This window comes from Kurthia zopfii, assembly GCF_003143955.1.
In the GTDB taxonomy this organism is placed as follows: domain Bacteria; phylum Bacillota; class Bacilli; order Bacillales_A; family Planococcaceae; genus Kurthia; species Kurthia zopfii.
In genome coordinates, this window is the sequence record NZ_QFVS01000008.1 from 49,124 (window position 1) to 73,246 (window position 24,123).

Consider the following 24,123-nt stretch of genomic DNA (forward strand, 5'->3'; position numbering starts at 1 on the left):
CTTGTGATATTGAGATATTTGAGAGAAAAATAAGCAGAATACAAAAATTCCGCTTATTAATAGTTTATGAGATTTTTTTGCCTAAAATCACTAAATCGCATTTTTTTCCGTCTAGTTCAGCAACTGCTGGCAAATGACCCCAAGATTCAAATCCAAAATGTTTGAATAAACGAATACTTGGCTCATTTTGAGCAAAAATAAATCCTAATAATGTTTCGATTTTATATTTCGGACACATTTCTAATGCATATTGGATCGCTTTTGTACCTAATCCATGACCTCTAAAATTAGCATCCAAATAAATACTTACTTCAACAGTCGCTTCATACGCTACACGTCCATAGAAATCTTGAAAACTGATCCAACCACAAATCTCATTATTTAATTCCATTACCCATAATGGTCTTTTTTCAGGATTATGTGCTTCAAACCATGGTAATCTTTGCGCTACAGATACTTCCTCTAAATCGGCTGTAACCATTCGACTAGCAATTGTTGAATTATAAATCTCAACAACTTTAGGTAAATCTTCTATATTTGCAATTCTAAACTGTAATTCTCCCATGACTATTCCCCTGTCCTTGTTATATAGCGTTAATTACCGTTTAACCGCTCCATTGCGACATTTAATCTTTAAAACCGAATAATTAGCTATAAAAACACTTCGAAGTGTTAAAACGGCTTATTTAAGCATTTTCCAAAAGGCTTTAAATTCCTTTTGACTCACCTTATAATAATAATCACTATTTGGATAATGAATCAATCCATTTTTGAAAAGTATGAATTGATTAACTGTTCCATCTTTCATATAAAGCGTGAATTCTTTGAAAGATCCTTCTTTCCGATATTCTTCATAAGTTGTATCACCTATAGTTCTTTCAATTGCTGCTGCATGCTCAAGTTCATTAACAAAATCAGTCACCGCTTCATTCAGCGATACAGTATGATATGCATCACGCGCATAATCCCAATCAGAATAATTACGATACGCTACTTTATTAACATTGTTTTTTAGTTTTAAAGCATGTATAAACGCAATCGGTTCCTTAGCATTTTCAAAAATCAATGTTTGACCATCTTGAGACTCTAGCAATAGACGATATTCTTTATTATATCCTTTCATCGTATAAACTGTATCGCCCGCTCCTGTAGAAGTGAAATTATCTTCGTCTACAGTCCCAAACTCATCAATGCCACCTTTTGTTTTTCCTAAATACGCATCTTTCAATTTATTCAGCGTCGTTGAACTAGTTGGTGAATCGCTCATAACATAACGATTTCCTTCATAGTAAAAAGTTGCAATCATATCAGATTTTAGTGAAGAATCACTTGGATCAGTCGTTTGAATACTTTTTAGAGCATAACCACAAATAATCATTAATACAAAAGCCGCTGCGACAAAAAGAAAAGGTTTTTTATTTCTTCGTTTAACTTTATGCATTCTAACACCTGCTTCTATCTTTTGATCAAGCTTCTTCGGGATTTCAATCTCTTTTAAATGATTATTCATCAGTAGAACCCCTTTCTATCATAGATTGACGCAAAGTTTTAAGCGCCCTGTATACAGTTGTTTTCGCAGTTCCAAGTGGAATGTCTAAAAGGTTGGCGATTTCTTGAAATGTATATTGTTCATAATAACGAAGTAGTATGACAGTCTTTTCTTCTACAGAAAGTATTTTTAGTAAATCTTCAAGCGTCATTTTCATAATATGATCCGCTTCAAACTCAAATTCAGCTTCAGGAATCTCTTCGAAAAATGAAAGATGTTGCGATTTCTTTAATAAATCAACCGAACAATTAATCGTAATCCTCGTTAACCATGTTTTTAAATAAGCCGTTTCGTTTAATTGATGAATGGACTTAAAGGACCTATACGCAACTTCTTGCATAATATCTAATGCATCCGCTTCATTTTTTACATATACGAATGCAATCCGATACAAATCTTCTTTATAATGCTCGAGGATTTTTAGAAAAGCATCCGCATTTCCTTTCCTTGCTTTTCTAATATATTTTTCCATAGCTTCCCCTCCCTTTCTATTCATTAGACTACGATTTACTTCATTTGGCTTTCCATATAAAAAATCTAATGAAGTTTTATGATCTCCAATAGATTTATTACTTTATAGTTTATCTTGTAAATTCATTTTGACATGTGGCCAATCTTCTTTAATAATTGAAAAAACAACCGAATTTCGAACAAATCCATCTGCACGAATCATATGTTTTCGGAGAATACCCTCTTGAACTGCTCCAATTCGTTTAATGGCATTACATGAACGTTCATTTCGTTCATCCGCAACAATTTGAACGCGATTTACACCCCAATTTTCAAAACAATAATTTAATAACAAATATTTACAATTTGTATTAATAGATGAACGCCAAACGGTCGGTGTTAACCATGTATAGCCAATTTCAACCGATTTATTCGCTTCATCGATATTATAAAATCGAGTTGAACCAATTAATTCATTGGTAATCGTATCTATGATTGCAAATGTATATTGATTTCCTGCTTCCATTTTTTTATGTATATCTTCTATATATGCTTTTGCATCTGATCGACTTTCTATTTTACTACTCATATATTGCCAAATCTCTGCATAATGTCCCGCTTCAAATACCGCTTCAACATCTTCTTTTTTTATAGCGCGTAATGTTACGACTTCATTTTTCAGCTCAATAGATTTCATGTTGTTTTCGCCCCTTTTCAAAATAATCATAGCAATACACACCTTATTTTTCCATAAAAAAATCGACTACTTTTGTAATCGATTTGTGGTATATGTAGAGGACTTAGTAATAATCTACTAAATCCATTTTTGAAACATAGAGGCAATTCGATTTTTCAAAGGAATTGGTTGCGCTGAATCGGGTACAGGTTGTGAAGTATCCGCTACGCTATTAAGCATTTCGGGCATTGGAGGTAATGTTGGATTTTTTACTTTTACATGATGCTCTGCCTGAAGTTTTTGAGGTGAATGTTCAAGACTATTCAAAAGTAAATCGATCTTCTTTTCCTCAAACTTCATACTGGAATTCAATATTAACAAGGGAACGCCTAAAAATCCGATGATTGATACGATGAGTACAATTAGCAAACATGCACCTTCTCTCTAGTTCATTCTAGTAGAGATATTCCCCTATAAAAGTAAAATAAAACCGTTTACTTTTTGAGTAAACGGTATTTATTCACTGGTCTGCCTACACCACCGTATTGAATATCAATTTCAACTTGATTTTGTTTTTCTAAATAATCTAAGTATCTTCTCGCTGTTACCCGAGCCATTCCAACACCACTTGCTACTTCAACTGCTGTCACAAGTTCATCTTGGTCGCCAATCCATCTAATAATTTTATCAAGTGTCGCACCATTTAGTCCTTTAGGTAATGCATCACGATAATGTCCTTGCACACGCGTTGGATGAATGAGTGCGTCAAGTTCATTTTGATTGAATTCTTCATGTTTCTTAAAAACCGACTTATATTGCAAATAACGATCAATCGTTTGTTTCATTCGTTCAAAAGTGAAAGGCTTCATAATATAATCATATGCGCCCAACTGCAATATTTTCTCGATTGTTTTCATATCATTTGCTGCTGTTACTGTAATAACATCAATTGAAAGTCCCGCTTCTCGAATTTGACGTAATGTTTCAACACCATCTTGCTTCGGCATAAATAAATCCATTAATACCAAATCCGGTTGAAGTTTATGAATTTGTTCCATACCTTCTATACCGTTACTCGCTACACCGACAATGGAGATGCCATCAATTTGTTGTAGAAACTGCGTGTTCACTTGTCTTACCATTGGATCATCTTCAATTAGTAATACTTCTATCATTTTAATACCCCTTTATCCCATTTCAAAAGTAACTGCAATTGATGTCCCTTCATCAACTGCACTATGGATTTCTATCTGTCCATTCGCTTTATGAATGATGCCATTTATTAAATATAGACCAATTCCGTGATTATCTGAATCCTTCGTTGTAAAACCTGATTCAAAAATACGGTCAATTTGTTCGTTGGTCATACCGATCCCATTATCCTCAACAAGAATGCTTAATACTTCGTCATTTTGATCAATACTAATAAAGATTTCCTTATGGTCAATTGAAGATAATTGCAAAGCATCAAAAGCATTTTCGACTAAATTGCCTAATATAACAACAAAATCATGGAAATCAATTGTTTCCGGTAATTTGCTTAATTGACTTTCTTCATCAACCTCTACCATTATATCAAGCTCTTTCCCTCGATTAATCTTACTTAGGAGTAAACCGGCGATATTTTGGTTTTGAATGCGATTATTTAAAAAGTCGGTCATTTCTTCTTGTTCATTTTGGACATCAACTACATAGTCCAAAGCTTCTTTATGATTTCCTAACTGTAATAGACCCGCGATTGTATGCATTTTGTTTTTATGTTCATGATTTTGAATACGAAGTGCTTGTACGAACTCTTTCACACCCGTTAATTCTTCCGCCAATTTCTTCACTTCTGTGCGATCTTGGAAAATGGCGATTGCTCCAACTGTTTCGCCTTCAACAACAATCGGTACGCGGTTACTAAGAATCGTATGCTTATTAATATACAATTCCTTATTATAAATCGGTTGATTATAATCTAAAATTTCAGGAAGTCTTGTATCTGGTAGTAAATCATAAATCTTCTTGCCGAGTAAATCATCTGATTCTACACCTAAAATCTGTTTTGCTTTAGGATTAAAGATCGTCACAACAAAGTCATTGTCGATTGCGATAATCCCTTCATGCATCGCATTGAAAGTTTCGATTCTTTCCGTATAAATTTTTGCGATTTCATGTGGTTCGTAATCGAGCATTTGTTTTTTTAATTTCTTACTTAAAATTAAAGCGCCCCATAATCCAAATATGATGGATAAAATGGTCGCAAATAGAATTTCCCATTTCATATCAAAAAGTACTTGTCCAATCGTCGGCAATAAGTAGCCAACCGTGACGATGCCGACTTGTTTATGATTTTGATCCATTACTGGTACAAAAGCTCTCACCATAACGCCAAGTTCGCCTTTTGCTTTCGACGTATAATAATGTTCCGAATAGGCCGCTTCCTCGTCAGGTGTTGTAGATACAGTCCCTAACTTACTATGGAGCGGATGTGAAAGGCGGACATGATCCATTGTCATGACAACAATATAGTTCGCTGCATTCACCGTTTGTAGTTGATCAACGACCGGATTAATGATTTCTGCTTTATCGAGATCTGATAATTGCTTTTTACTAATCGTTTTTTCAATTTCAGGAAGTGTCGCAACCGTTCGAGCTACTAACATTGATTGTTTTTTTAATTCCGCTTCTTTTGAATTAATAATACTACCTAAAATGAAAATACCTGCTACAAAAAGCGAGAAGATGATAATGAAGAAAGTTAATGCAATCATCCCTCTATTTAACGTAATCTTCCTTGTGAACAATTGCATATCCCTCCTTTTTCTTTTACCATTGTAGCATTGACAGTATAATTAGAAAGACATTAATTCAAGAATGAGGTGATTTTACTTGCGTATGTACATAACAACAGCAATTGCCATTATTGTTGGTTTAGCGATTTATATCGGTTTTCAACAAGGACTCTTTCAAAATGAAAAAATCCCGTACGATACGGAGCAAGAAGGGTTGAGTGAGCAAATCACGATTCACTTTTCCCATGTTGTTGCTGAAGATACGCCTAAAGGACAGGCCGCAATGAAGTTTGCGCAACTAGTTGCTGAACGGTCGCATAATAAAATACGTGTAGAGATTTCACCGAATGCCCTACTATACAATGATGAAACCGAGTTAGCAGCTGTTAAGGACAATAAAGTTCAAATGATTGCGCCGAGTTTCTCAAAAATGACGAAGGAAGTTCCGGCTTGGGAAGTTTTAGATCTACCGTATTTATTCCATACTACGGATGAGGTTCAAAAAGTATTCACTGGTGAAATGGCGGATGACCTATTAGCCGAGTTAAATAATAAGCAAATCAAAGCATTAGGTTTTTGGCAAAATGGTTTTAAACAAATGTTAAGTGAGCAGAAGCAAATCATTCAAGTGAACGACTTCCACGGCTTGAAAGTGCGCGCGATGCCGAGTGATGTTTTGACTAAGCAATTCCAAAGCGTTCAAGCAATCCCGATCAATTCTTCATTCGATGAATTGTTTACAGATATGAATAATAAGAAAATGGATGCGATGGAAAATACGATTTCGAATATTTACTCGAAGCGGTTTTATGATCGTGAGAAGTATTTAACGCTTTCGGACCACGGTATTTTAGCTTATTCCGTCATTATCAATCAATCATTCTGGCAATCACTCTCGACTGCTGATCAGCACATTATTCAAGAAGCGTTAGCTGAAACAACGAAATGGAACTTTAAAAATGCTCAAAAAATGAATTCGCTCGATCTTGAGAAGCTTGAATCGAATGACCTTCCGATCTATCACCTTTCCAATAAGGAGAAAGAACGTTGGGCTAAAGCTTTCCAACCAGTATACAAATATATTGAGTCAACACCTGCTCAATCGTATTTGACGAAGATTCAGACTGTATTACAACAAAAAAATATACAGTGAATGAAGTAATATTTATGTCTTTTCAGATGATATTTACTATTACTAATTCAACATTACGTTCTAAAAGAAAGGTCGGACATCATCGTTTGACCTTTCTTTTTTATTGTTATATCAACGTTTGTAAAGCTTTTCATAAAAAAGACCAAAATAACCAAAAAGAACTTTATCACCGTATTATTCCTTTGTACTAATACAGCATATATTATATGTATGAAAGCGATAACATACTACATATTAATACAAAGGGGCTAAAATTATGAAAAAGAAAAAGCTTTATAAAAATCTTACGTTCCAAGTAGTAATGGGGATTATACTTGGGATTATCGTCGGAGCAATGTTTCCGAGTTTCGGTAAAGATTTAAAAATTCTAGCAGATATTTTCATCAAATTAATCAAAATGTTAATTGCACCAATTATCTTCTTAACAGTTGTCATCGGCATTGGTAATATGGGTGACATGAAAAAAGTTGGTAAAATTGGTGGTAAAGCATTAATTTACTTTGAAATCGTTTCTACGATCGCATTAGCAATCGGCTTTATCGTCGTACACATAATCCAACCTGGTAAAAATACAGGTATTGATATTTCAAAAATTGATACTACTTCCGTACAAGGCTTTACGGATACAGCAGCATCACAAGAAACAGGATTCGTTCCATTCATTATGAATATCATTCCAGAACATTTCGTCGGAGCAATTGCAAATGGCGAATTACTACCAATCTTAGTCTGTGCAACATTATTCGGTTTAGCATCAGCATCAATCGGTGAAGCGGCTCAACCAGTTATGAAAGTTATGACTTCCGCTTCTGAAATCTTCTTCAAAGTAATTGGTATGGTGATGATTATTTCTCCATTAGCAGCATTCGGTGCAATGGCTTACACAATCGGTTCATTCGGATTCGGTTCACTGAAAAGTTTAGCGTTACTAATGGCATGTATTTACATTACGATGGCTTTATTCGTCTTCATCATACTTGGTGGAATTATGAAATACTTCGGCTTTAATATTTTCAAATTCCTTGCTTACATTAAAGAAGAATTATTACTCGTATTAGGTACTTCATCTTCAGAAACAGCATTACCAGGTATTATGAAGAAATTAGAGAAATTCGGTTGTTCGAAACAGGTTGTTGGTTTAGTCATTCCAACGGGCTACTCATTCAACTTAGATGGTACAGCAATCTACCTTTCTATGGCAGCTATGTTTATCGCGCAAGTATATAATGTAGATTTATCAATTTGGCAGCAAATCACTTTACTATTAATTTTAATGGTTACTTCTAAAGGCGCAGCAGGTGTTACTGGTTCAGGATTCGTTACTTTAGCAGCAACTCTAGCAGCTTTCCCAATGATTCCAGTAGCGGGTATTGCCCTACTGATCGGTGTTGACCGCTTCATGTCAGAAGCACGTGCAATCACAAACATCATTGGTAACTCTGTCGCAACAGTTGTCGTATCTAAGTTAGAAAATGAATATGATGCTGACAAACATGAAGAACTTGTTGAAGAAATCGCACATAAGCATTCTTAACTAATCATGTAAGACCTACGATTTTTCGTAGGTCTTTTTTTATGCGTTCGTTTAGCGAAGCTTGATTAAAGGTATTAAGTGATAAGAAATCTTACAAGGAGTTGTGATCATGCAAAGTCATTCATTATTCTTATCTGATTTATTTCCTCGGGCAGGTCTTATTGCGACAAAAGTTAAACTCGTTCGTTATTCCTTATTACAACCTGGACCAAGTGAAGCTTTTAGTTTGAATCAACTCTTTGAATACTCACAATTACAAAAGCCGAAATTCTTCGAAAACATCGACTATGTGCTTGTTTTTGTTGGCGCAAAAGGTAATACGGCAAAATTTATTGGCTGTTATTCAACAACGGGCATTGAATTGCCGTTAAAAGAAGATTTACTTCCTAAAACCTTTCCTAAATCACTACTACGAAATCCGAATAATGTATTTCACCCATTAGAAGAAACCGCTATTTTTAAAGATTTAGAAAATCGTTTATTTATTGATTGGCAAGCTGATGAAGATATTTGGTACCAAACAGGGCAAATTGATAAACCTGTTTTATATATTCAAAATACCGGAAAGTACGTATATCAAGGCTCACAGTCTGTAGTACTATCCTTTGACGAATTAGAAGAAATCGTTATGGATCCAATTTTATATGCGTCGTGGCATACGGCACTTAGTACGATGACCGCTATTTACTTGATTACGGATTTAGAAGCTGGCATTCATTTTATCGGTTCTTCTTACACGCCTAACAGCATTTTATCTACTTGGTCTCAATTCGTAGAAACTCATCACGGAAATTATCATATCGTTCACTCGCATCTACTTGAACATCCTGAAAATTATCGGAAATTCCAATTTTCGATTTTACAAGTGCTACCAAACATTATTGAAGAAGATGATATTTTTGAAATTAAAAAATTATATCGAAAAAAATTAGGGAAAAACGCGCGAATTATAGAAAACTAAAGGATAAATTATGTAATTCTTATTTTGTATATGATACAATGAAATAGCAAAAGGCGATGCATTACACATCGCCAGTACAGTAGTTAATCAACTGAAAGTTCGAGCTTTCAGTGTTATGCCTCTCCGTTTAATCGATTTTTGCGAGAGACGCACACTTTAGCTGTTCGAGCAGCTGAAATGATTTACATTGCGACTTTAATCTTTTGGATTAGAGTCTTTTCTTTTTTCTTTTGCAATACCGATCGTAACTTTCATGAGTACTAACTTGCCTTTCTTCCTCTTGAACGTAAATCTTACAGAAGATCTTACAATCGATAGTACCGCAATTATGAACCAGAGAAATGCATGTTCAAACATAAATCCCTCCCTTCTAGAGAGGGAACTACTGTTCTTTAATTATACCATATTTGGTAATTTCTTATCATTGAAAGGGTAGATTTAAACCCATTCATATCAATTTATATGATATAATTCCAATTAGTTACTGGTGCATTTTTACATTCTTTCCTTTTGTAACGGAATCGACACAAAACGTTATTTTTATACGATGTAAACCCAATAACATCTAAGATACTTTAAAGCTATATGATATACTATTAAAAAATGAAAGTAGGTGTTCCTTTGATGAATAAAATGGACCCTCGACAATTAAAAACGCAAGAAAAGTTGCATATGGCAGCACTTCATATTTTTTCTAAAACTGAACATCAGCCAACTATTAAAGATATTTGTGATGTTGCGGGGATCACTCGCCCAACTTTCTATAATCATTACGCGAGTATAGATGCTCTTAAAGAAGCACTTACTGCGTTAACTTTAGCAGATATGAAGAAGTCACTAACTTTTACGCGCGAAGAATTGAAAACCGAGTTTAGTATTGAAGAAATGCCGAATATTTTTAAAAAGCTCTTTTCTCATATTGAAAAGAACTGGGTGTTTTACGAAACATTCCTAGTAAATCGCAAAGATAAGACGCTCTGTGATGAGATCTTCAATATTTTGAAGGAATATATCGAAAAAGGGATGGATGTTGTTCAACCTAAAGTTGATTATTTTGCTCCGAAAGATTTGATTATTCATTATGTATCGGGTGCGTATTATGAATGTATCGTTTGGTGGATTACGAATAAGAAACCATACCCGGCTGAAGAAATGTATACGTATATGGTTCATTTATCATTAAAAGGCCCTTATAGTAATATCGTTTCTCAATATATCGACAATAAAAAATAAAAAGTAGGTACTGCGATTCGAAATCGTCGTACCTACTTTTTTTATTTTTGCTGTGCTGCCTCAACCATTGCAGCTCTCATCGATTTAATACCAAATAATGCGCCAATGAATAGCACGGTGCATACGTAGAATGTCCATGGACCAAATGTATGTGTGTAAAATGATAATAAAATTACGATTCCAATTAAATAACTAAGGATCGGTGTGATTAATGATTTAAACCCCTTAACGCCACTTTGACTTCTTTTTGCAATCAAAGCGAGTAATGATAACACAAGAACAACTATTAAAACTAAGTACATCATATCGTTCGTCATATGTAATCTCCTTCCATCCCATTGGAAAGAGTATAACATAAAATAATTATCTGAAATATACAAAAATCGATTATTTTCTTTTTTAATCACTTTTTTCCTATAAAATAGTTGGAATTACTTCATTCCATTCAATCTGATTGCTTTAATAAATTGGATGTTTTTATAACTAATTCGTTCAATTTCCCTTGCATCAAAGGTGGATAAGATCTTTCTACTTAATGTGCGGATTGCAGGATGTTCGTCAGTCGTACTCAACATTAAGAAAGGAATTGCCCAATTATATAAACTGTCGATTTCATAAAGTTTTTTCAAACAATTCAAGCGAGTTTGCCACTCATTATGTCGGCTAAACAAGCAATAGTATTGTTGTTTGACGATATTACTGCATGCTGTTATTTTCACTTTATGAATCATTTCATTATAAATAATTGAAGGAATATCTATATATGAGCGGTCTACTTGAACTTTATGCCACTCAACTGCCTCTATATTCGCATCTAATAATTGAAATAACTGTTCTGTTTGCTTCATTAGAAATGTAGGAAAACATTGCACTTGCTCCAACGTAACTGCCTGTAAGTTCGTCATTTCAAACCCCCTCTTTCCCTTAGTATAGAAAAAGAGCGTTAAGGACTTATGAATTCTATGTAAATTTTCATAAAAAAATACCTATACATTTGTCAATCATCTAGACAAAAGCAAGGTATGTTCTTATGTTATTCTCATACGACTAACCAAAGCAATGCATTAATTGCGAGAATAAAAACACCATATGAAAATGCGATAATTTTAAAGAATGCTGTAGCATGTCTTTTGCTCATGAATTTCTCTGATGTTAATTGGATTGTTGAATAAAGTAATTCCATGAACGATGATTTAAAACTTAAATACCCTTCCTTTGTAACTTTATGCTTCTTAAACGCCACATAGAAGGAGAATAAAGCCATCACAACCAATAATACCGTTAAAATAATCATTAATAATTTCATAAACATTCCCCCTTTTTTTCTATTTTACCTTATTTTACATGAAAAATAAATATATATATCTCAAAAAGTGATGAAGAAGTTGAAACTCTTGTCATTTCGATATAACTTGAATCAAAAAAAGACGAGGAATAATCCCCGCCTTGATCTTTTAACTATTTAAGCTTAGTACCAGCCTTTTTGTTGCCAAGCTGCTTTTGCATTATTCCATGAACCGTAACGATCTTTAACATACTTGTCAGCTACGCGCTCTTGGTTTGCTGGTGAATAGTCACCGTTTAAGTAAGAACGGTCTAATTGGTATTTACCAATGTATTTACCTGTTGCACTACGAGCGTTGTAGTTGTTTGTTGATTCTTTCATTGCGATCCAGCTTTTCGCTGAAGATGAAGAACCTTGGTAATTTGATGAAGTTGAAGCTTTTTTCACTGGCGCTTTGTAAACTGGTTGTTGCTTCACTGGCGCTTTTTGTACTGGTGCTGCTTTTTGTACTGGAGCCGCTTGTTTTTGTTGCACTGGTGCTTTATAAGTTGTTTGTGTTTGAACTTGTTTTACTGGTGCTTGGTAAGTTGTGTTTTGAACAGGAGCTTGTGTCGCTACGCCGTTTCCGCCAACTTCTAGTTGAGCACCTGCAAAGATTAGGTCAGATGTAAGACCGTTTAATTGTTGTAAAGTTGAAACGGTTGTGTTGTGTGTTGAAGCCAATTCAGATAATGTATCACCTGATTGAATTGTAATTTCTTTCGCAGAAGCTGCTCCTGCGAATGCTGTAGTTGAAAGTGCTAATGCACCTGTAATTGCGATTAGTTGGTTTTTCATAATTTGAATTTCCTCCTCGGTTTTTCTAACTGACCTAACTATACCAAGGCCAAATTTCACTCCAATGACAAAACGATTGCCCGAATGTTACAGCAGTATTACAAGAGGGTGGTAAATCCTTCTAATTTCACTGTGGTAACAAAACAAAAATTCATAAAAAGCTTCATGTCGGGCTATAATGGAAGGCTAAATTTCCCATAAAAACAGCTAAAATCGAATTTTCGTCGCTTAATTTTCATTAAAATTCTTTGTTTTTTCTATAAAAACGGGGATTATACCCCTTATTACGAGCCTTAAACCCCTCGAATATTACAAAGCGCATCCATTTTATTGTTTATTCAACCTTTAATTTCCTGAAAAACGAGGTTAATTCACATCAAACTAAGTAGAATGAGCCTGCGATTATCAACGAAAGCTAATCTCGATCTAATTTTCTTCTCTTTTCAAATCAAGCTTGCTATTAAAACTAATATTTAATTGCACTTTTATCATTCTCTTCTCTAATCTTGAAAGAAATAACGAGGACTCCTGCCGAAAAACAAGTGTGAAGCAATCCTTTCTTTCCACCTAAAGTGGAAAGAAATAGTGCGGCACTTGTCGGCGGAAAGCATTCGTTATTTCTGAAAGACACAACGTGAATTGTTTTTAGACCCCAACATATATAATAGAACCTAGAATAGAACCATAAAAAAAAGACGAGGAATAATCCCCGTCTTGAATTTCTAACTATTTAAGCTTAGTACCAGCCTTTTTGCATCCAAGCTGATTTAGCATTATCCCATGAACCGTAACGATCTTTAACATACTTGTCAGCTACGCGCTCTTGGTTTGCTGGTGAGTAGTCACCGTTTAAGTAAGAACGGTCTAATTGGTATTTACCAATGTATTTACCTGTTGCACTACGAGCGTTGTAGTTGTTTGTTGATTCTTTCATTGCGATCCAGCTTTTCGCTGAAGATGAAGAACCTTGGTAGTTTGATGATGTTGAAGCTTTTTTCACTGGTGCTTGTTTTACAGGCGCTTGTTGTACTGGAGCCGCTTGTTTTTGTTGCACTGGTGCTTTATAAGTTGTTTGTGTTTGAACTTGTTTTACTGGTGCTTGGTAAGTTGTGTTTTGAACAGGAGCTTGTGTCGCTACGCCGTTTCCGCCAACTTCTAGTTGTGCACCTGCAAAGATTAGGTCAGATGTAAGACCGTTTAATTGTTGTAAAGTTGAAACTGTTGTGTTGTGCGTTAAAGCTAATTCAGATAAAGTATCACCTGATTGAATTGTAATTTCTTTTGCAGAAGCTGCTCCTGCGAATGCTGTAGTTGAAAGTGCTAATGCACCTGTAATTGCGATAAGTTGCTTTTTCATAATGTTGAATTTCCTCCTCGGTTTTTCTAACTGACCTAACTATACCAAGGGAAAATATCAGATCCGTGACAAAATAATTGCCCATTTGTTACAGCGAGATTACAACCGCTGTCAAATATAGGGATTATAATGTCGTTTCTCGCTTAATTGTGTCGAAAACCTATTCAATTCAAGGTTTGTAACAACCATTTATTAACAGTTTCATCATCATTTTTTGGTGTAATACCCGATAAAAAACTTCTTAAACATCGAAAAAACCATATAAAAAGAATTAAATCCATCATTTTCGAGGGTGATTTTACTCGTTATGTTACAAACGACTTCTTTTTATTTCCTTTTTAATAATTATCTGTAATCGAAAAGGGATTAGTTCTCAATTTTGAGTACTAATCCCTTTAATTTCTCTACCCTTTATAAAAACTACCTAATACTTCTGTTGTTTGTGTGATGTTAACAAATGCATCCGGATCTGTTTGCTGGATTCGATCTTTTAACTCTGCTAACTGATACTTCGTAATAACAGTCATTAGAATTTTACGATCTTCACCAGAATATGCTCCGACACCATCAGAGATTGTTACGCCTCTATATAGATTTTCTAAAAGCATATTTTTCATTTCTTCACCTTTTGCGGTAATAATCGTTAAAGTTAGTTTAATATGCGTCGTGTGAATCGCATCAATTACTTTACCCGTTACATAAATCGTTACTAACGTCATTAAAGCTGCATCCCATCCAAAAATGAAGCCTGAAGCGACAACGATAACTGCGTTCATTGCAGAAAGTAATGCGCCAATTGGGAAATCGGTTTTCTTCGCTAAAATCATTGCGATAATATCAAAACCACCTGACGACCCTGAAGCACGGAATACAATCCCAATCCCGATACCTGTAATTACCCCACCGAATAGTGCAGCAAGTAATGGTTCATGCGTTAATTCCATTTGCGGAACTAAGTACAAACTCGCCGATACTGCTACTACTGATAAAATTGTATAACCTACAAACCTTTTACCAAGCTTCATAACCCCTAATATTAGAAGCGGTAAGTTTAGTAGAAAGTTTAAAATACCCGTGTCGAACGGATACATCAAACCAAGCATTATTGCAATCCCACTTAAACCGCTACTTAAAATGCTATGCGGAATGAGTAGCCAATTATAGGCGAATCCTACAAGCGACGATCCAATAATGATCATTAAAATATTCTTCATAATTCCATGTCCCCTTATACCCCTTTGTTCATGCAAAGTATTACTCTAATTATAGCTAAAAATATGTATTTTAACATTTAATAGTTTTTTCTGAAAATCGCATAAATTAAGTCATCCCCTTTTTTACGATCTATTAATATAGTAGAAACTCAAAAAAGAAGAATCATCAACCGATTCCTCTTACGTCATCTGATATTCTACATTTTGATTGTATGTTTCCTTTAATATTTGGCTATATCTCGTGCCAAGGTCATGGTGAATCTGTATTAACAGGTCGCCGCCATGAAAGATTATACCTGACTGATCGTCCAACCAATTACCATAGTCACTTTGCCAAAGTTGCAATTGCTGTACAATTTCACTCGGAAGCTGTAGTGTGTTGACTTCTACATTCTTCATACATGTTGCACAGACAAATAATTCATTTGAATGGCCACATTTCAAATAAAGTTTTTCTCTAATTGCGCAATTACAATCATTCATTTCGAACCCCTCCTAATAAATCAGATTCATTAAATCTCTTGGTTCAGAGAAAATATAATCGGCATCTTTGAATTTCTCGGTACTTTTAGCTCCCCATAATGCCAAGCCAAACTTCATCCCTGCCTTATGCGCGCTTTGCATATCATAAATTGAATCGCCAATATAAATGGCATCTTTTGGCTCAAGTTCGAGGTTTTTCAATGATTGCATTAAAGGTTCTGGATGCGGTTTATGCTGAATCGTGTCATCCGCATCTAAAATATCTTTGAAGTATGGATTTAGATTAAAATGATCGAACTCGTCACGCATGGACTGCTTCGTTTTTGAAGTGACAATTGCCAAGGTTTTATTCGCTTCAAACAAAAAATCTAATGTTTCACGCATTCCTTTAAAAACCGTCACATCATGCGAAAAATCGAGAACAGCATCAGACCATATTTTATGCAGCTTTTCCACAGGTTCGTGACCCATCATGCGCAATGCATCCTTCCCAGGAATTCCAAGTATAAAACGAATATCATCATGTACTACTTTTAAATTTTTTTCATTTTGAAGTGTTTGTTGAAGTGAATTTAACATAGCTAATTCTGTATCAATAATCGTGCCATCTACATCAAATATAAATGCTTTAAACATCGTATTACCTCCTTAACGTCTACATACTATATAGCCTAAAATCGCATGAAGTATGCATGCACAAAGAAAAAGAGTCCCTTTTCAGTGAAAAAAAGGAACTCGTGTAACAGAAATTATCTTGTTTTTTTGTTTTTCATGACAAATAAGATTGTCATCGCTAAGATGATTAATCCGATGATTGCTACAACAAATAACCAAATATCATTTTGCGATAGATTTAAAAAAGTCGATGTTTCTTTCTTTTCGGTTAAAGAAGCAACGGAATCAAAGCTAGACCCCACGATTGTATTCATGATATACCCTTTCAACCCATTCCCTCCTCTGATCAATTTTCTATATAAATCAAACAATTAATTTACAATATTTACACAATATTATTTTCACTATAATGTTTTTTTCGAAAAAAAACAAGTTTCTGCGTGATTATTTGATTTAGGTACATTAAATCTAGTATTTCTCATATGTAGAAACCTACTAATCTGCCACAAGACTTTTTGACTAATTTTAAATATCTTTAGCACCTATTTATTACAATAGCATTTGTTATGTTACAAAAACGACTAAAATGTAATGATATTTTGATAGTATTGATATTTATTTGATTAAAAGCTTTCTATATACTAAATATAGATTTAAACAAACTAATAAAACAACTCATCTTAAGGAGAATACATACACATGAAAAAAACGATTATTTCAGCTGTTGCTCTAGGTTCAATTGTAGCGGCTTCTACTATTGGTGCATCGACTGCATCGGCCTCTACATACACGGTAAAAGCTGGTGATTCACTTTCTAAAATCGCTTCAAAATACGGTGTTTCTTACAAAACAGTTATGAAATGGAATGGTCTAAAAAATACTACTATTCATAAAGGTCAAAAACTATCGATCAAAGATGGTAAGAAAAACAGTTATTCTTCTACTACTACAAAGAAATCGAAAAATTATACGGTAAAACGCGGCGATACATTATCTAAAATTGCTTCAAAACATGGTGTTTCTTATAAAACGTTGATGTCTTGGAATGGTTTGAAATCGACAAATATTCGTGTTGGTCAAAAGCTTTCTGTAAAAGGGAAAGTCGTTTCGACGAATAAACAGCCTGCTAAAAAACCAACTTCAACTGTTACTTCATCATCGAAGAAATCTACTTATACAGTAAAACGTGGTGACACATTATCTAAAATTGCTTCAAAATACGGCGTTTCTTATAAAACGTTGATGTCTTGGAACGGTATGAAATCGACAAATATTCACGTTGGCCAAAAACTTTCTGTAAAAGGTAAAACAACACATGTTAGTAACTCTAAACCGGTATATGGCTCTAACCGCCTTAGCAAAGCTGCTTCTATCGGTAAACAGTATTTAGGTGTTCCTTATGTATTTGGTGGCAGTACACCATCAGGGTTCGACTGTTCGGGCTATATTGCATACGTATATAATAAAGCAGGTATTTCAACGCCGCGCTACAATGCTGCTGGATTCTATTCTGTATCAACAGCTGTTTCGAATCCACAAGTTGGCGATCTAGTATTCTTTAAAAACACATATAAAGCTGGTATTTCACATATCGGTATTTACCTAGGAAATGGTCAAATGGTTAGTGCTGCAGGTAATCGTGTTCAAATTGAATCAGTAAATTCAGGTTATTGGAGAGCGCACTTCGCAGGTTATAAACGCTTAAACGCTGCATTTTAAATAATGATTGAAAGGGTTAATCGCTTCTATGTCGATTAATCCTTTTTATTTTAGCTTAAATGATTCGTTCAGTAAAATTGGATTATCCTAATAATGCCTCTTAAACAGCTGCATTTCTACTATATTAGTGAACATAATGCATCGGAAATTGGAACACATAAGTAATTACTCCTAAATAATACCACAAAATAACAAAACTTTTTTCATAAATATAAAGACAAACACAGCCTTTTCATGCTAAAATAAATTACTTTTTATAGAATTAAAAGGTAAAAAATATCAATTATATAAGGTGGTTTTATATTGAAGGCTGTTGTAAAAGAGCAAACATTATTCGATCATGAAGGAGATACACTATCTCTAGACCGTGACGTGAATTTTGAAATTATTTGTGAAGAACCGTTAGTCGTAGTATTAAAGAATGTTGTTAGTGATGAGGAATGTACCGCTTTAATAAATTTATCTAAGGATAAATTGAAGCGTTCAAAAATTGGTGACGCTAGACAAACCGATGAACAGCGTACAAGTAGCAGTATGTTTTTTGAAGAAAATGAAAATGATTTAATAATTACGATTGAAAATAGAATTTCGAACATAATGAACATCCCGATCGCACACGCAGAAGGTTTACAAATATTAAAGTATTCACCAGGACAAGAATATAAAGCTCATTACGACTTTTTCAATGAGAATAGTAAAGCTGCTTCAAACAATAGAATTAGCACGATGGTCATGTATTTAAATGAAGTGACGGCGGGTGGAGATACATACTTCCCCTCTTTAGACATTTCAGTAAGTCCCGAAAAAGGAAGCGCAGTATACTTTGAGTACTTTTATAATGATCAAAACTTGAATAACCTGACTTTACATGGTGGTGCACCAGTAATTGAAGGTGAGAAATGGGTTGCAACACAATGGATGCGTAAACAACGTATTCGTTAATTTTTCACCCTAAATTTCCATTTAAAAGTTAATTTTAAATAAAATGGTAATTAACTTTTAACTAAGGAACAGCTTACGAAATAAAGCTGTTCTTTTTTACTAACTTTTTCTTTGAATATATAGACTGTCGAACTTTCTCTTTTCACTCCGAATATCGTCAATATAATATATTTAGTCATATTATGTAACTTTCCATCTTTTTATTCGTCACATTGTAGGATGTAATTTTCATACGATATGTTATGATTAGAACCAATTTTCAAAAGGAGTGAGTAAATGAAAAACCCGATTAAAGCAGTATTAACTTCCGTTGCAGCAGCTAGCCTCGTTTTCACGGCAATGCCTACTGCGCAAGCAAAATCACCTGTTCTACAAGCTACCGCTAAAAAGGCAGCGATTAATTCCAGCAATCATTTCGAAAATAATACATTAGTTGTTCAATATCGTTCTCCATTTACATATGATGAAATTCGCAATCTAAATGGTTCGATTAAACGCCAAATTAATGAATTGAACACGGTTGTTTTGAAATTCAAAAATGAAGAATCTTTCAAAAATGCGGCAACGAAATTAGCACAAAGCAATAAAGTAGAAAAACTGTCATTAAGCCCGAAATATACATTTTTCGGTTCTGTCGATGATAAGGATTATTTCCAATACACGCATAGTTCATTACATACGAAAAGTGCATATAAAGTTTCAAACAAGAAGAATGTCAAAGTGGCAGTAATTGATTCAGGTGTTGACTTTAATCACCCAGAATTGAAAGGAAAAGTGACGACGTCGATCAATGTGGCAGATCCCATGAAAAAATCAGTTGCTATGTCGCACGGAACGCATGTCGCTGGAATCATCGCAGCGAAAATGAATAATCAAATTGGCGGTTACGGCGTTTATCCGAATGCTTCTATTCTTTCTTATGATGTTTTCAATGGCGAAGAATATGCCAACGCCTATGATGTTGCAAATGCAATCATTAAAGCTACGAAATCAGGCACGAAAATTATTAATATGAGCATTGGTGGTTTTGAAGAATCGCCTGTACTTGAATCCGCGATTAACTACGCACATGCAAAAGGTGTTACGATTTTCGCAGCTTCAGGAAATGAAGATACAAATAGTCCTTCACTTCCCGCTTCATATGAGCATGTTATTAGCGTTGGTTCTACGAATGAAAATCAAAAACGTAGTGAATTCTCAAATTACGGCCCTTCACTAGACATTATGGCTCCAGGTGAAAACATTTACTCTACTTCTTATAATAATGAACGTGGCTCGACATTTGAATTTATGAGCGGTACATCAATGGCTTCACCAAATGCTGCAGGCTATGCAGCGATGCTCGTATCGAAACATAAGAAAATCAGTCCCGATCAAATTGAATATATTTTGAAACAAACTGCGAAAGACCGCGGCGCAAAGGGGTATGACTTAAAATACGGCTATGGATTAATTCAGCCACTTAAAGCGGTCAAATATGATTATAAAAAAATCCCTTCTCTTACTTCTAAAAAGTGGACGAATGCATCGATTTTAAAAGATGCAAAAGTAATGCCCGGTTCTACGATCATTACGAGTAAACTAACGAAGCCAAATGAGAAATCCTGGCGCAAAGTGAAAGTGAAAAAAGGTCAATATGTCCAAGCGAAACTAGATAGCGGCAAAAACAAAGACTTAAAACTTTCATTCAAATCATTCGGTAAAAAACCTATCACGACTGCGATTAATGATGTGGCATCTGGTAAAACTGAAGCGGGTTATGTAAAAGCGAAAGAGGACGGTTATATCGCAATTGGTGTAAATGATGTATTTGGCCAAGTTAATAGTGATTACACATTGCAAGTACTTACTTTGGATGCTGCGCCTAAAGATGAAGCAACTTCTGAAAAACCAATGGAAGTAACGTCAAATAAAACAGTTAAAAACCTCTATATGAGTCCTACTACATCAGGCGTGGATACGGATACATTCCACTTTAAAGCTACAAAAGATGAACTGGTGCAAGTTAATACATCCAAATTACCTGGTGTGAATCTTGGCATCGAAATTTATAAAAAAGAAGATTTATATGGCGATGGCGATCATGGCCCACTCGTTTCGATCAATAAGAATGGTATAGGTGAAGCGGAATATGCTTCATTCGTTTCTAAAGCGGGTGAAGATTATTATGTCGTCGTTTCAAATGCGAGCAATAGCGCAAATTTACCAACGGATGATTTAATGAATCAACTTCAACTAGGCATGGCGAAACCAAAAGCGTCAATGCTACCCTATTCACTAACATTGAGTGGAAAAGATGTACCAAAGGATGAGGATCCAATTATTTATAGTAATGACGATGGTTCGGCGGTACATGTTGACAAACCGAACGCTGGTTATTCTTTAGAGAAATTATTTACGAAATACGGTAGAGACTTTGACTTCAAAAAAGGCATGTCTGGCTATCTTCAAGGTTCAAATGACATCGATGGGTACTACTTTAAAACAACAACCGATGGGTTTTATGAATTCTCAACAGTTGTTGCGCATGATGTAGAGCAACCGTCCGTTACAATTTATGAAGTTTCAACAGATCCGAAAACTGGTGTTAAATCCGAACAATTTTATGCTTCAAATAGTACGGAAGACGGCGTCATGAAACCAAAAGCAATCGCGAGTCTAAAAGCAAAAACAACTTATTTAGTAGAAGTTGGTATTGGCTCAAATGGTTCAATTCCTCAAAAAGGCTATAAAATTATCGGTAAAAAACTGAAATCCAATGTTGCGGATGCATACGAGATGAATGATGAACCGAATAAAGCCAAAAATATTAATGCGGGTAAAACAGTAAAAGGGAATTTTTCAAAACCGAATGATGTAGATTTCTACTACTTCACAGCACCTTCAAATGGTTTATACCAATTGAAAATGGAAGGTTCTTATTTCGATGATGCACTTTATTCAGATCAATGGCATAACTACTATACGAAAGCCGTATCATTTTATAAAGATACAAATGGTAATCGTAAATTAGATGCGAAAGAAATGAGTACGGTGAAGCCGCTACCTGAAGATTTAACTGGCGAAGCGGTCACTGGTTCAATCGAAGCGAAAAAGGGAGAAAAATTCTTTATCGTGACACAAGCAAATGCATTTACAACGAAAGATACATTCTCAATTTATCCATATGAATTACAGCTGAAAAAAGCAGCTACAAAAGATGAAGATGCAAAAAATAAAGTGAAGAACAATAAGCCTTCACATCCGATTAAGTTTAAAAAATATGCTTCTGATGAATATGCGAAAAAAGGATATATGAATCCAGGTTATATGAATGGCGATACAGATTGGTATTCATTCAATTCTAAAGTAAAACATAATGTCGCTATTTCGGTTGAAGGTCCTGAAGAAATGGATCCTGTCATTGAAATCTACGCTAAAGGAAAATTAGTGAAGAAATTCGATTACTATGGCAAAGGCGACAGTGAAATTGGCGATTTAGTATTTAATAAGAAAACACAGTATTATATTAAAGTGCGCGATCGTCATGGCAGTTCTTTCGTCGATCCATATGAAATTTCACTAGCACTCTATTAAACAATTGAAAAAGCAGAATTTGCCTAGTTTTGACTAAGTGAATTCTGCTTTTTTCTTTATCTAAATGTATGATGTTTCGGCGAAAATACGTCGTCTGTCGATTTTTGAACTAAAGCAAAGTGATCCACATTATAATGACCATGCAAAGTGATATTATGGTGATCAATGATTTGCTGTGGCGTGAGTTTTTCATTGCCGAGTGTCGTATGCCCATCTTCAATAAGTGTCACGTCGAAACTATTGATTGTCGCCGTTCTTACAGCACTGTCAATGCAATGCTGTGTTTAGCAGCCCATAATAACGAGATGTTCAATTTTTAGACTTTGTAATCTTTGCAGTAAATTCGTGCCGTAAAAAGCATTCGTAGCCGCTTTGTCTAAGATGTCACAATCATTTGGTAATGCAATATCTTCGTGTATTTCAAAACCTGCTCCTGCCCCATCTGCACCATCTACATCACGCACGAAAATAACAGGAATTTCTTTTTCTGACGCATTATGAACGATATCATTAATCGTTCGGATCAATTTCGTTTTATTGTGGATTGGTATCCCTTTAGGTTCACCTTCCAACAAAGCTTATTGCGCATCAATGACAAGTAATAATTGCTTCATCTACACACCCCTAGTTAATTACTATTTCAAGCTCTCTCATCGCATTTGCAACTCTCTTCGCATCAATTGCCCCAATCGACATTAAATGCATGGATTCATGGCTTTCAGCGGCTTTCGTGGCTACTTCTAGTAATTGTTGCTCTGTCACATCTTGTAAACCCATTTCTTTTAAAGATTGTGGTAAATGGAGTGCCTCATAAAAAGGTCTTAATTGATGAATTTCGTCAATTCTACCTTCCAACATAAGTTGAACACAAATACCATAGGATACTTTCACACCATGTAGGACACTATGTGAAGATTCAATTGCTGTAAGTCCATTATGAATCGAATGAGCTCCAGCAGTTCTTCCGTAATGATCACCATAACCCCCAACCATACCCGCATACATGAACATCACTTCAATCACTTTAATGAATTCATTATTTACGATGCCTTCATCAACTGCTTCTAACGCTTTTACAGAATGTTTTAGGAGTAATTCTTTACATTGTCTTGCAGATTCATATGAAATCATCATTGGCACTGTTTTTTCTTCGATTCGTTTTAATTGAACATCCGCTTCATACCACTTGGCGATTGTATCCCCAATTCCCGCTACGAATAAATCACGAGGACCTTCTAAAAGTAATTGCGGCTCGACTAAAAGTAACGAAGAAGCGACTGGATAAACATCATAGCGGATGAATGCCCCTGTATCGTCGTACAATACACTTAACGGTGTCCATGGCGCGCAGTTTGAAGCAACAGTTGGTACGACAATAACAGGCTTATGTATTTCAGCAGCAGCGGCTTTTCCTAGATCAATGACTTTCCCGCCACCGATCGCAATAATTGCATCAAAACCGTCCATCCGTTTTACGATATTATCGATTTCACTAAATGAACATTCTCCATTGTATGTATATTGCTTAATTTGAACTTCATGAAATTCTGGTAAATAACTTTCAACCGCTGCCCATGATTTAATTCCTGTGACGATTAACGCCTTTTTAATATTTCGTTCGATTAATTTAGCTTCAAGTTTTTTTAAAATGCCATTTTCTAATATGTATTCACTTGGAGCTGCATGTACTGTAATAGTTTTCATGTATATACCTTCTTTCTATTCTTCTATAATATATGAATTTTCCGATTTTTCAATCGAT

Annotated in this window: 26 protein-coding genes; 7 read left to right on the forward strand and 19 right to left on the reverse strand. The window is 34.9% G+C overall.

Annotated features, from left to right (window positions below):
• Positions 1 to 64: 64 nt before the first annotated feature.
• The 7 genes from DF281_RS04800 to DF281_RS04830 form a co-directional block, all read right to left on the reverse strand.
• The gene (locus DF281_RS04800) at positions 65 to 565 is read right to left on the reverse strand and encodes a GNAT family N-acetyltransferase (protein ID WP_109349110.1); all 501 of its coding nucleotides are present in this window, start codon (positions 563 to 565) and stop codon (positions 65 to 67) included.
• 117 nt (positions 566 to 682) lie between these two features.
• Complete coding sequence (locus DF281_RS04805) at positions 683 to 1,510, reverse strand: hypothetical protein (protein ID WP_109349111.1); 828 nt, start codon at positions 1,508 to 1,510, stop codon at positions 683 to 685.
• The gene (locus DF281_RS04810) at positions 1,503 to 2,021 is read right to left on the reverse strand and encodes a sigma-70 family RNA polymerase sigma factor (protein WP_109349112.1); all 519 of its coding nucleotides are present in this window, start codon (positions 2,019 to 2,021) and stop codon (positions 1,503 to 1,505) included. The genes DF281_RS04805 and DF281_RS04810 overlap by 8 nt, the downstream gene beginning before the upstream one ends.
• Before the next feature lie 102 nt (positions 2,022 to 2,123).
• The gene (locus tag DF281_RS04815) at positions 2,124 to 2,696 is read right to left on the reverse strand and encodes a GNAT family N-acetyltransferase (RefSeq protein WP_166636071.1); all 573 of its coding nucleotides are present in this window, start codon (positions 2,694 to 2,696) and stop codon (positions 2,124 to 2,126) included.
• Between the two features lie 117 nt (positions 2,697 to 2,813).
• Positions 2,814 to 3,104 carry a hypothetical protein gene (locus DF281_RS04820; protein WP_109349114.1) on the reverse strand — a complete coding sequence of 97 codons (291 nt, stop codon included), beginning with the start codon at positions 3,102 to 3,104 and terminating at the stop codon, positions 2,814 to 2,816.
• 65 nt (positions 3,105 to 3,169) lie between these two features.
• On the reverse strand, positions 3,170 to 3,850 hold the full coding sequence (locus DF281_RS04825) for a response regulator (RefSeq protein ID WP_109349115.1): 681 nt from the start codon (positions 3,848 to 3,850) through the stop codon (positions 3,170 to 3,172).
• A gap of 12 nt (positions 3,851 to 3,862) precedes the next feature.
• Positions 3,863 to 5,431, reverse strand: a complete 1,569-nt coding sequence (locus tag DF281_RS04830) for an ATP-binding protein (RefSeq protein ID WP_240605514.1) — start codon at positions 5,429 to 5,431, stop codon at positions 3,863 to 3,865.
• A 124-nt stretch (positions 5,432 to 5,555) separates the two neighbouring features.
• Between DF281_RS04830 and DF281_RS04835 the strand changes: the two genes are divergently transcribed.
• The 4 genes from DF281_RS04835 to DF281_RS04850 all read left to right on the forward strand — a co-directional run bounded on the left by DF281_RS04835 (position 5,556) and on the right by DF281_RS04850 (position 10,333).
• On the forward strand, positions 5,556 to 6,605 hold the full coding sequence (locus tag DF281_RS04835) for a DctP family TRAP transporter solute-binding subunit (RefSeq protein ID WP_240605515.1): 1,050 nt from the start codon (positions 5,556 to 5,558) through the stop codon (positions 6,603 to 6,605).
• 256 nt (positions 6,606 to 6,861) lie between these two features.
• Complete coding sequence (locus DF281_RS04840; protein ID WP_109349118.1) at positions 6,862 to 8,139, forward strand: dicarboxylate/amino acid:cation symporter; 1,278 nt, start codon at positions 6,862 to 6,864, stop codon at positions 8,137 to 8,139.
• 109 nt (positions 8,140 to 8,248) lie between these two features.
• Complete coding sequence (locus DF281_RS04845; protein ID WP_109349119.1) at positions 8,249 to 9,100, forward strand: GIY-YIG nuclease family protein; 852 nt, start codon at positions 8,249 to 8,251, stop codon at positions 9,098 to 9,100.
• Between the two features lie 624 nt (positions 9,101 to 9,724).
• On the forward strand, positions 9,725 to 10,333 hold the full coding sequence (locus DF281_RS04850) for a TetR/AcrR family transcriptional regulator (RefSeq protein ID WP_166636070.1): 609 nt from the start codon (positions 9,725 to 9,727) through the stop codon (positions 10,331 to 10,333).
• 41 nt (positions 10,334 to 10,374) lie between these two features.
• Here the strand turns inward: DF281_RS04850 and DF281_RS04855 are convergent, their stop codons facing one another.
• The 9 genes from DF281_RS04855 to DF281_RS04895 all read right to left on the reverse strand — a co-directional run bounded on the left by DF281_RS04855 (position 10,375) and on the right by DF281_RS04895 (position 16,453).
• Entirely contained in the window at positions 10,375 to 10,650 is a 276-nt protein-coding gene (locus DF281_RS04855) for a hypothetical protein (RefSeq protein WP_109349121.1), read from the reverse strand.
• A gap of 114 nt (positions 10,651 to 10,764) precedes the next feature.
• A complete protein-coding gene (locus DF281_RS04860) occupies positions 10,765 to 11,238 on the reverse strand; it encodes a hypothetical protein (protein ID WP_109349122.1) in 474 nt (157 codons plus the stop codon).
• Between the two features lie 134 nt (positions 11,239 to 11,372).
• Positions 11,373 to 11,639 carry a hypothetical protein gene (locus DF281_RS04865; protein ID WP_109349123.1) on the reverse strand — a complete coding sequence of 89 codons (267 nt, stop codon included), beginning with the start codon at positions 11,637 to 11,639 and terminating at the stop codon, positions 11,373 to 11,375.
• 162 nt (positions 11,640 to 11,801) lie between these two features.
• On the reverse strand, positions 11,802 to 12,455 hold the full coding sequence (apf, locus tag DF281_RS04870) for an aggregation-promoting factor (RefSeq protein WP_109349124.1): 654 nt from the start codon (positions 12,453 to 12,455) through the stop codon (positions 11,802 to 11,804).
• 736 nt (positions 12,456 to 13,191) lie between these two features.
• Positions 13,192 to 13,812 carry an aggregation-promoting factor gene (gene apf / locus DF281_RS04875; protein ID WP_109349125.1) on the reverse strand — a complete coding sequence of 207 codons (621 nt, stop codon included), beginning with the start codon at positions 13,810 to 13,812 and terminating at the stop codon, positions 13,192 to 13,194.
• A gap of 404 nt (positions 13,813 to 14,216) precedes the next feature.
• Positions 14,217 to 15,026: a YitT family protein gene (locus tag DF281_RS04880; RefSeq protein ID WP_109349126.1), complete on the reverse strand. Its 810-nt coding sequence runs from the start codon at positions 15,024 to 15,026 to the stop codon at positions 14,217 to 14,219.
• Positions 15,027 to 15,206: 180 nt separating this feature from the next.
• Complete coding sequence (locus tag DF281_RS04885) at positions 15,207 to 15,509, reverse strand: hypothetical protein (protein WP_109349127.1); 303 nt, start codon at positions 15,507 to 15,509, stop codon at positions 15,207 to 15,209.
• Positions 15,510 to 15,521: 12 nt separating this feature from the next.
• On the reverse strand, positions 15,522 to 16,145 hold the full coding sequence (locus tag DF281_RS04890) for an HAD family hydrolase (RefSeq protein WP_109349128.1): 624 nt from the start codon (positions 16,143 to 16,145) through the stop codon (positions 15,522 to 15,524).
• Between the two features lie 113 nt (positions 16,146 to 16,258).
• Complete coding sequence (locus DF281_RS04895; RefSeq protein ID WP_109349129.1) at positions 16,259 to 16,453, reverse strand: hypothetical protein; 195 nt, start codon at positions 16,451 to 16,453, stop codon at positions 16,259 to 16,261.
• Between the two features lie 370 nt (positions 16,454 to 16,823).
• Between DF281_RS04895 and DF281_RS04900 the strand changes: the two genes are divergently transcribed.
• The 3 genes from DF281_RS04900 (at position 16,824) to DF281_RS04910 (ending at position 22,361) form a co-directional block, all read left to right on the forward strand.
• Entirely contained in the window at positions 16,824 to 17,843 is a 1,020-nt protein-coding gene (locus DF281_RS04900) for a C40 family peptidase (RefSeq protein WP_109349130.1), read from the forward strand.
• 303 nt (positions 17,844 to 18,146) lie between these two features.
• Entirely contained in the window at positions 18,147 to 18,785 is a 639-nt protein-coding gene (locus DF281_RS04905) for a 2OG-Fe(II) oxygenase (RefSeq protein ID WP_109349131.1), read from the forward strand.
• A gap of 276 nt (positions 18,786 to 19,061) precedes the next feature.
• The gene (locus DF281_RS04910) at positions 19,062 to 22,361 is read left to right on the forward strand and encodes a S8 family peptidase (RefSeq protein WP_109349132.1); all 3,300 of its coding nucleotides are present in this window, start codon (positions 19,062 to 19,064) and stop codon (positions 22,359 to 22,361) included.
• A gap of 56 nt (positions 22,362 to 22,417) precedes the next feature.
• Here DF281_RS04910 and DF281_RS14980 read toward each other — a convergent pair whose 3' ends face one another.
• From DF281_RS14980 to DF281_RS04920, 3 genes are read right to left on the reverse strand one after another with little or no spacing between them, the layout of a single operon-like run.
• Positions 22,418 to 22,591 carry a hypothetical protein gene (locus DF281_RS14980; protein WP_307725174.1) on the reverse strand — a complete coding sequence of 58 codons (174 nt, stop codon included), beginning with the start codon at positions 22,589 to 22,591 and terminating at the stop codon, positions 22,418 to 22,420.
• Between the two features lie 54 nt (positions 22,592 to 22,645).
• Positions 22,646 to 22,936: an isochorismatase family protein gene (locus DF281_RS14985; RefSeq protein ID WP_307725173.1), complete on the reverse strand. Its 291-nt coding sequence runs from the start codon at positions 22,934 to 22,936 to the stop codon at positions 22,646 to 22,648.
• Between the two features lie 49 nt (positions 22,937 to 22,985).
• Positions 22,986 to 24,065: an iron-containing alcohol dehydrogenase family protein gene (locus DF281_RS04920; protein WP_109349133.1), complete on the reverse strand. Its 1,080-nt coding sequence runs from the start codon at positions 24,063 to 24,065 to the stop codon at positions 22,986 to 22,988.
• Positions 24,066 to 24,123 lie beyond the last annotated feature (58 nt).

Bases quoted from the DNA above. Each gene is read 5' to 3' on its own strand.
- DF281_RS04850 (WP_166636070.1), top strand. From the start codon at position 9,725: ATGAATAAAATGGACCCTCGACAATTAAAAACGCAAGAAAAGTTGCAT.
- DF281_RS04825 (WP_109349115.1), bottom strand. From the start codon at position 3,850: ATGATAGAAGTATTACTAATTGAAGATGATCCAATGGTAAGACAAGTG.
- DF281_RS04890 (WP_109349128.1), bottom strand. From the start codon at position 16,145: ATGTTTAAAGCATTTATATTTGATGTAGATGGCACGATTATTGATACA.
- DF281_RS04845 (WP_109349119.1), top strand. From the start codon at position 8,249: ATGCAAAGTCATTCATTATTCTTATCTGATTTATTTCCTCGGGCAGGT.
- DF281_RS04810 (WP_109349112.1), bottom strand. From the start codon at position 2,021: ATGGAAAAATATATTAGAAAAGCAAGGAAAGGAAATGCGGATGCTTTT.
- DF281_RS04860 (WP_109349122.1), bottom strand. From the start codon at position 11,238: ATGACGAACTTACAGGCAGTTACGTTGGAGCAAGTGCAATGTTTTCCT.
- apf (WP_109349125.1), bottom strand. From the start codon at position 13,812: ATGAAAAAGCAACTTATCGCAATTACAGGTGCATTAGCACTTTCAACT.
- DF281_RS04840 (WP_109349118.1), top strand. From the start codon at position 6,862: ATGAAAAAGAAAAAGCTTTATAAAAATCTTACGTTCCAAGTAGTAATG.
- DF281_RS04835 (WP_240605515.1), top strand. From the start codon at position 5,556: ATGTACATAACAACAGCAATTGCCATTATTGTTGGTTTAGCGATTTAT.
- DF281_RS04855 (WP_109349121.1), bottom strand. From the start codon at position 10,650: ATGACGAACGATATGATGTACTTAGTTTTAATAGTTGTTCTTGTGTTA.
- DF281_RS04815 (WP_166636071.1), bottom strand. From the start codon at position 2,696: ATGAAATCTATTGAGCTGAAAAATGAAGTCGTAACATTACGCGCTATA.
- DF281_RS04805 (WP_109349111.1), bottom strand. From the start codon at position 1,510: ATGAATAATCATTTAAAAGAGATTGAAATCCCGAAGAAGCTTGATCAA.
- DF281_RS04900 (WP_109349130.1), top strand. From the start codon at position 16,824: ATGAAAAAAACGATTATTTCAGCTGTTGCTCTAGGTTCAATTGTAGCG.
- DF281_RS04830 (WP_240605514.1), bottom strand. From the start codon at position 5,431: ATGATTGCATTAACTTTCTTCATTATCATCTTCTCGCTTTTTGTAGCA.
- DF281_RS04885 (WP_109349127.1), bottom strand. From the start codon at position 15,509: ATGAATGATTGTAATTGCGCAATTAGAGAAAAACTTTATTTGAAATGT.
- DF281_RS04920 (WP_109349133.1), bottom strand. From the start codon at position 24,065: ATGAAAACTATTACAGTACATGCAGCTCCAAGTGAATACATATTAGAA.
- DF281_RS04880 (WP_109349126.1), bottom strand. From the start codon at position 15,026: ATGAAGAATATTTTAATGATCATTATTGGATCGTCGCTTGTAGGATTC.
- DF281_RS04865 (WP_109349123.1), bottom strand. From the start codon at position 11,639: ATGAAATTATTAATGATTATTTTAACGGTATTATTGGTTGTGATGGCT.
- DF281_RS04800 (WP_109349110.1), bottom strand. From the start codon at position 565: ATGGGAGAATTACAGTTTAGAATTGCAAATATAGAAGATTTACCTAAA.
- apf (WP_109349124.1), bottom strand. From the start codon at position 12,455: ATGAAAAACCAACTAATCGCAATTACAGGTGCATTAGCACTTTCAACT.
- DF281_RS04910 (WP_109349132.1), top strand. From the start codon at position 19,062: ATGAAAAACCCGATTAAAGCAGTATTAACTTCCGTTGCAGCAGCTAGC.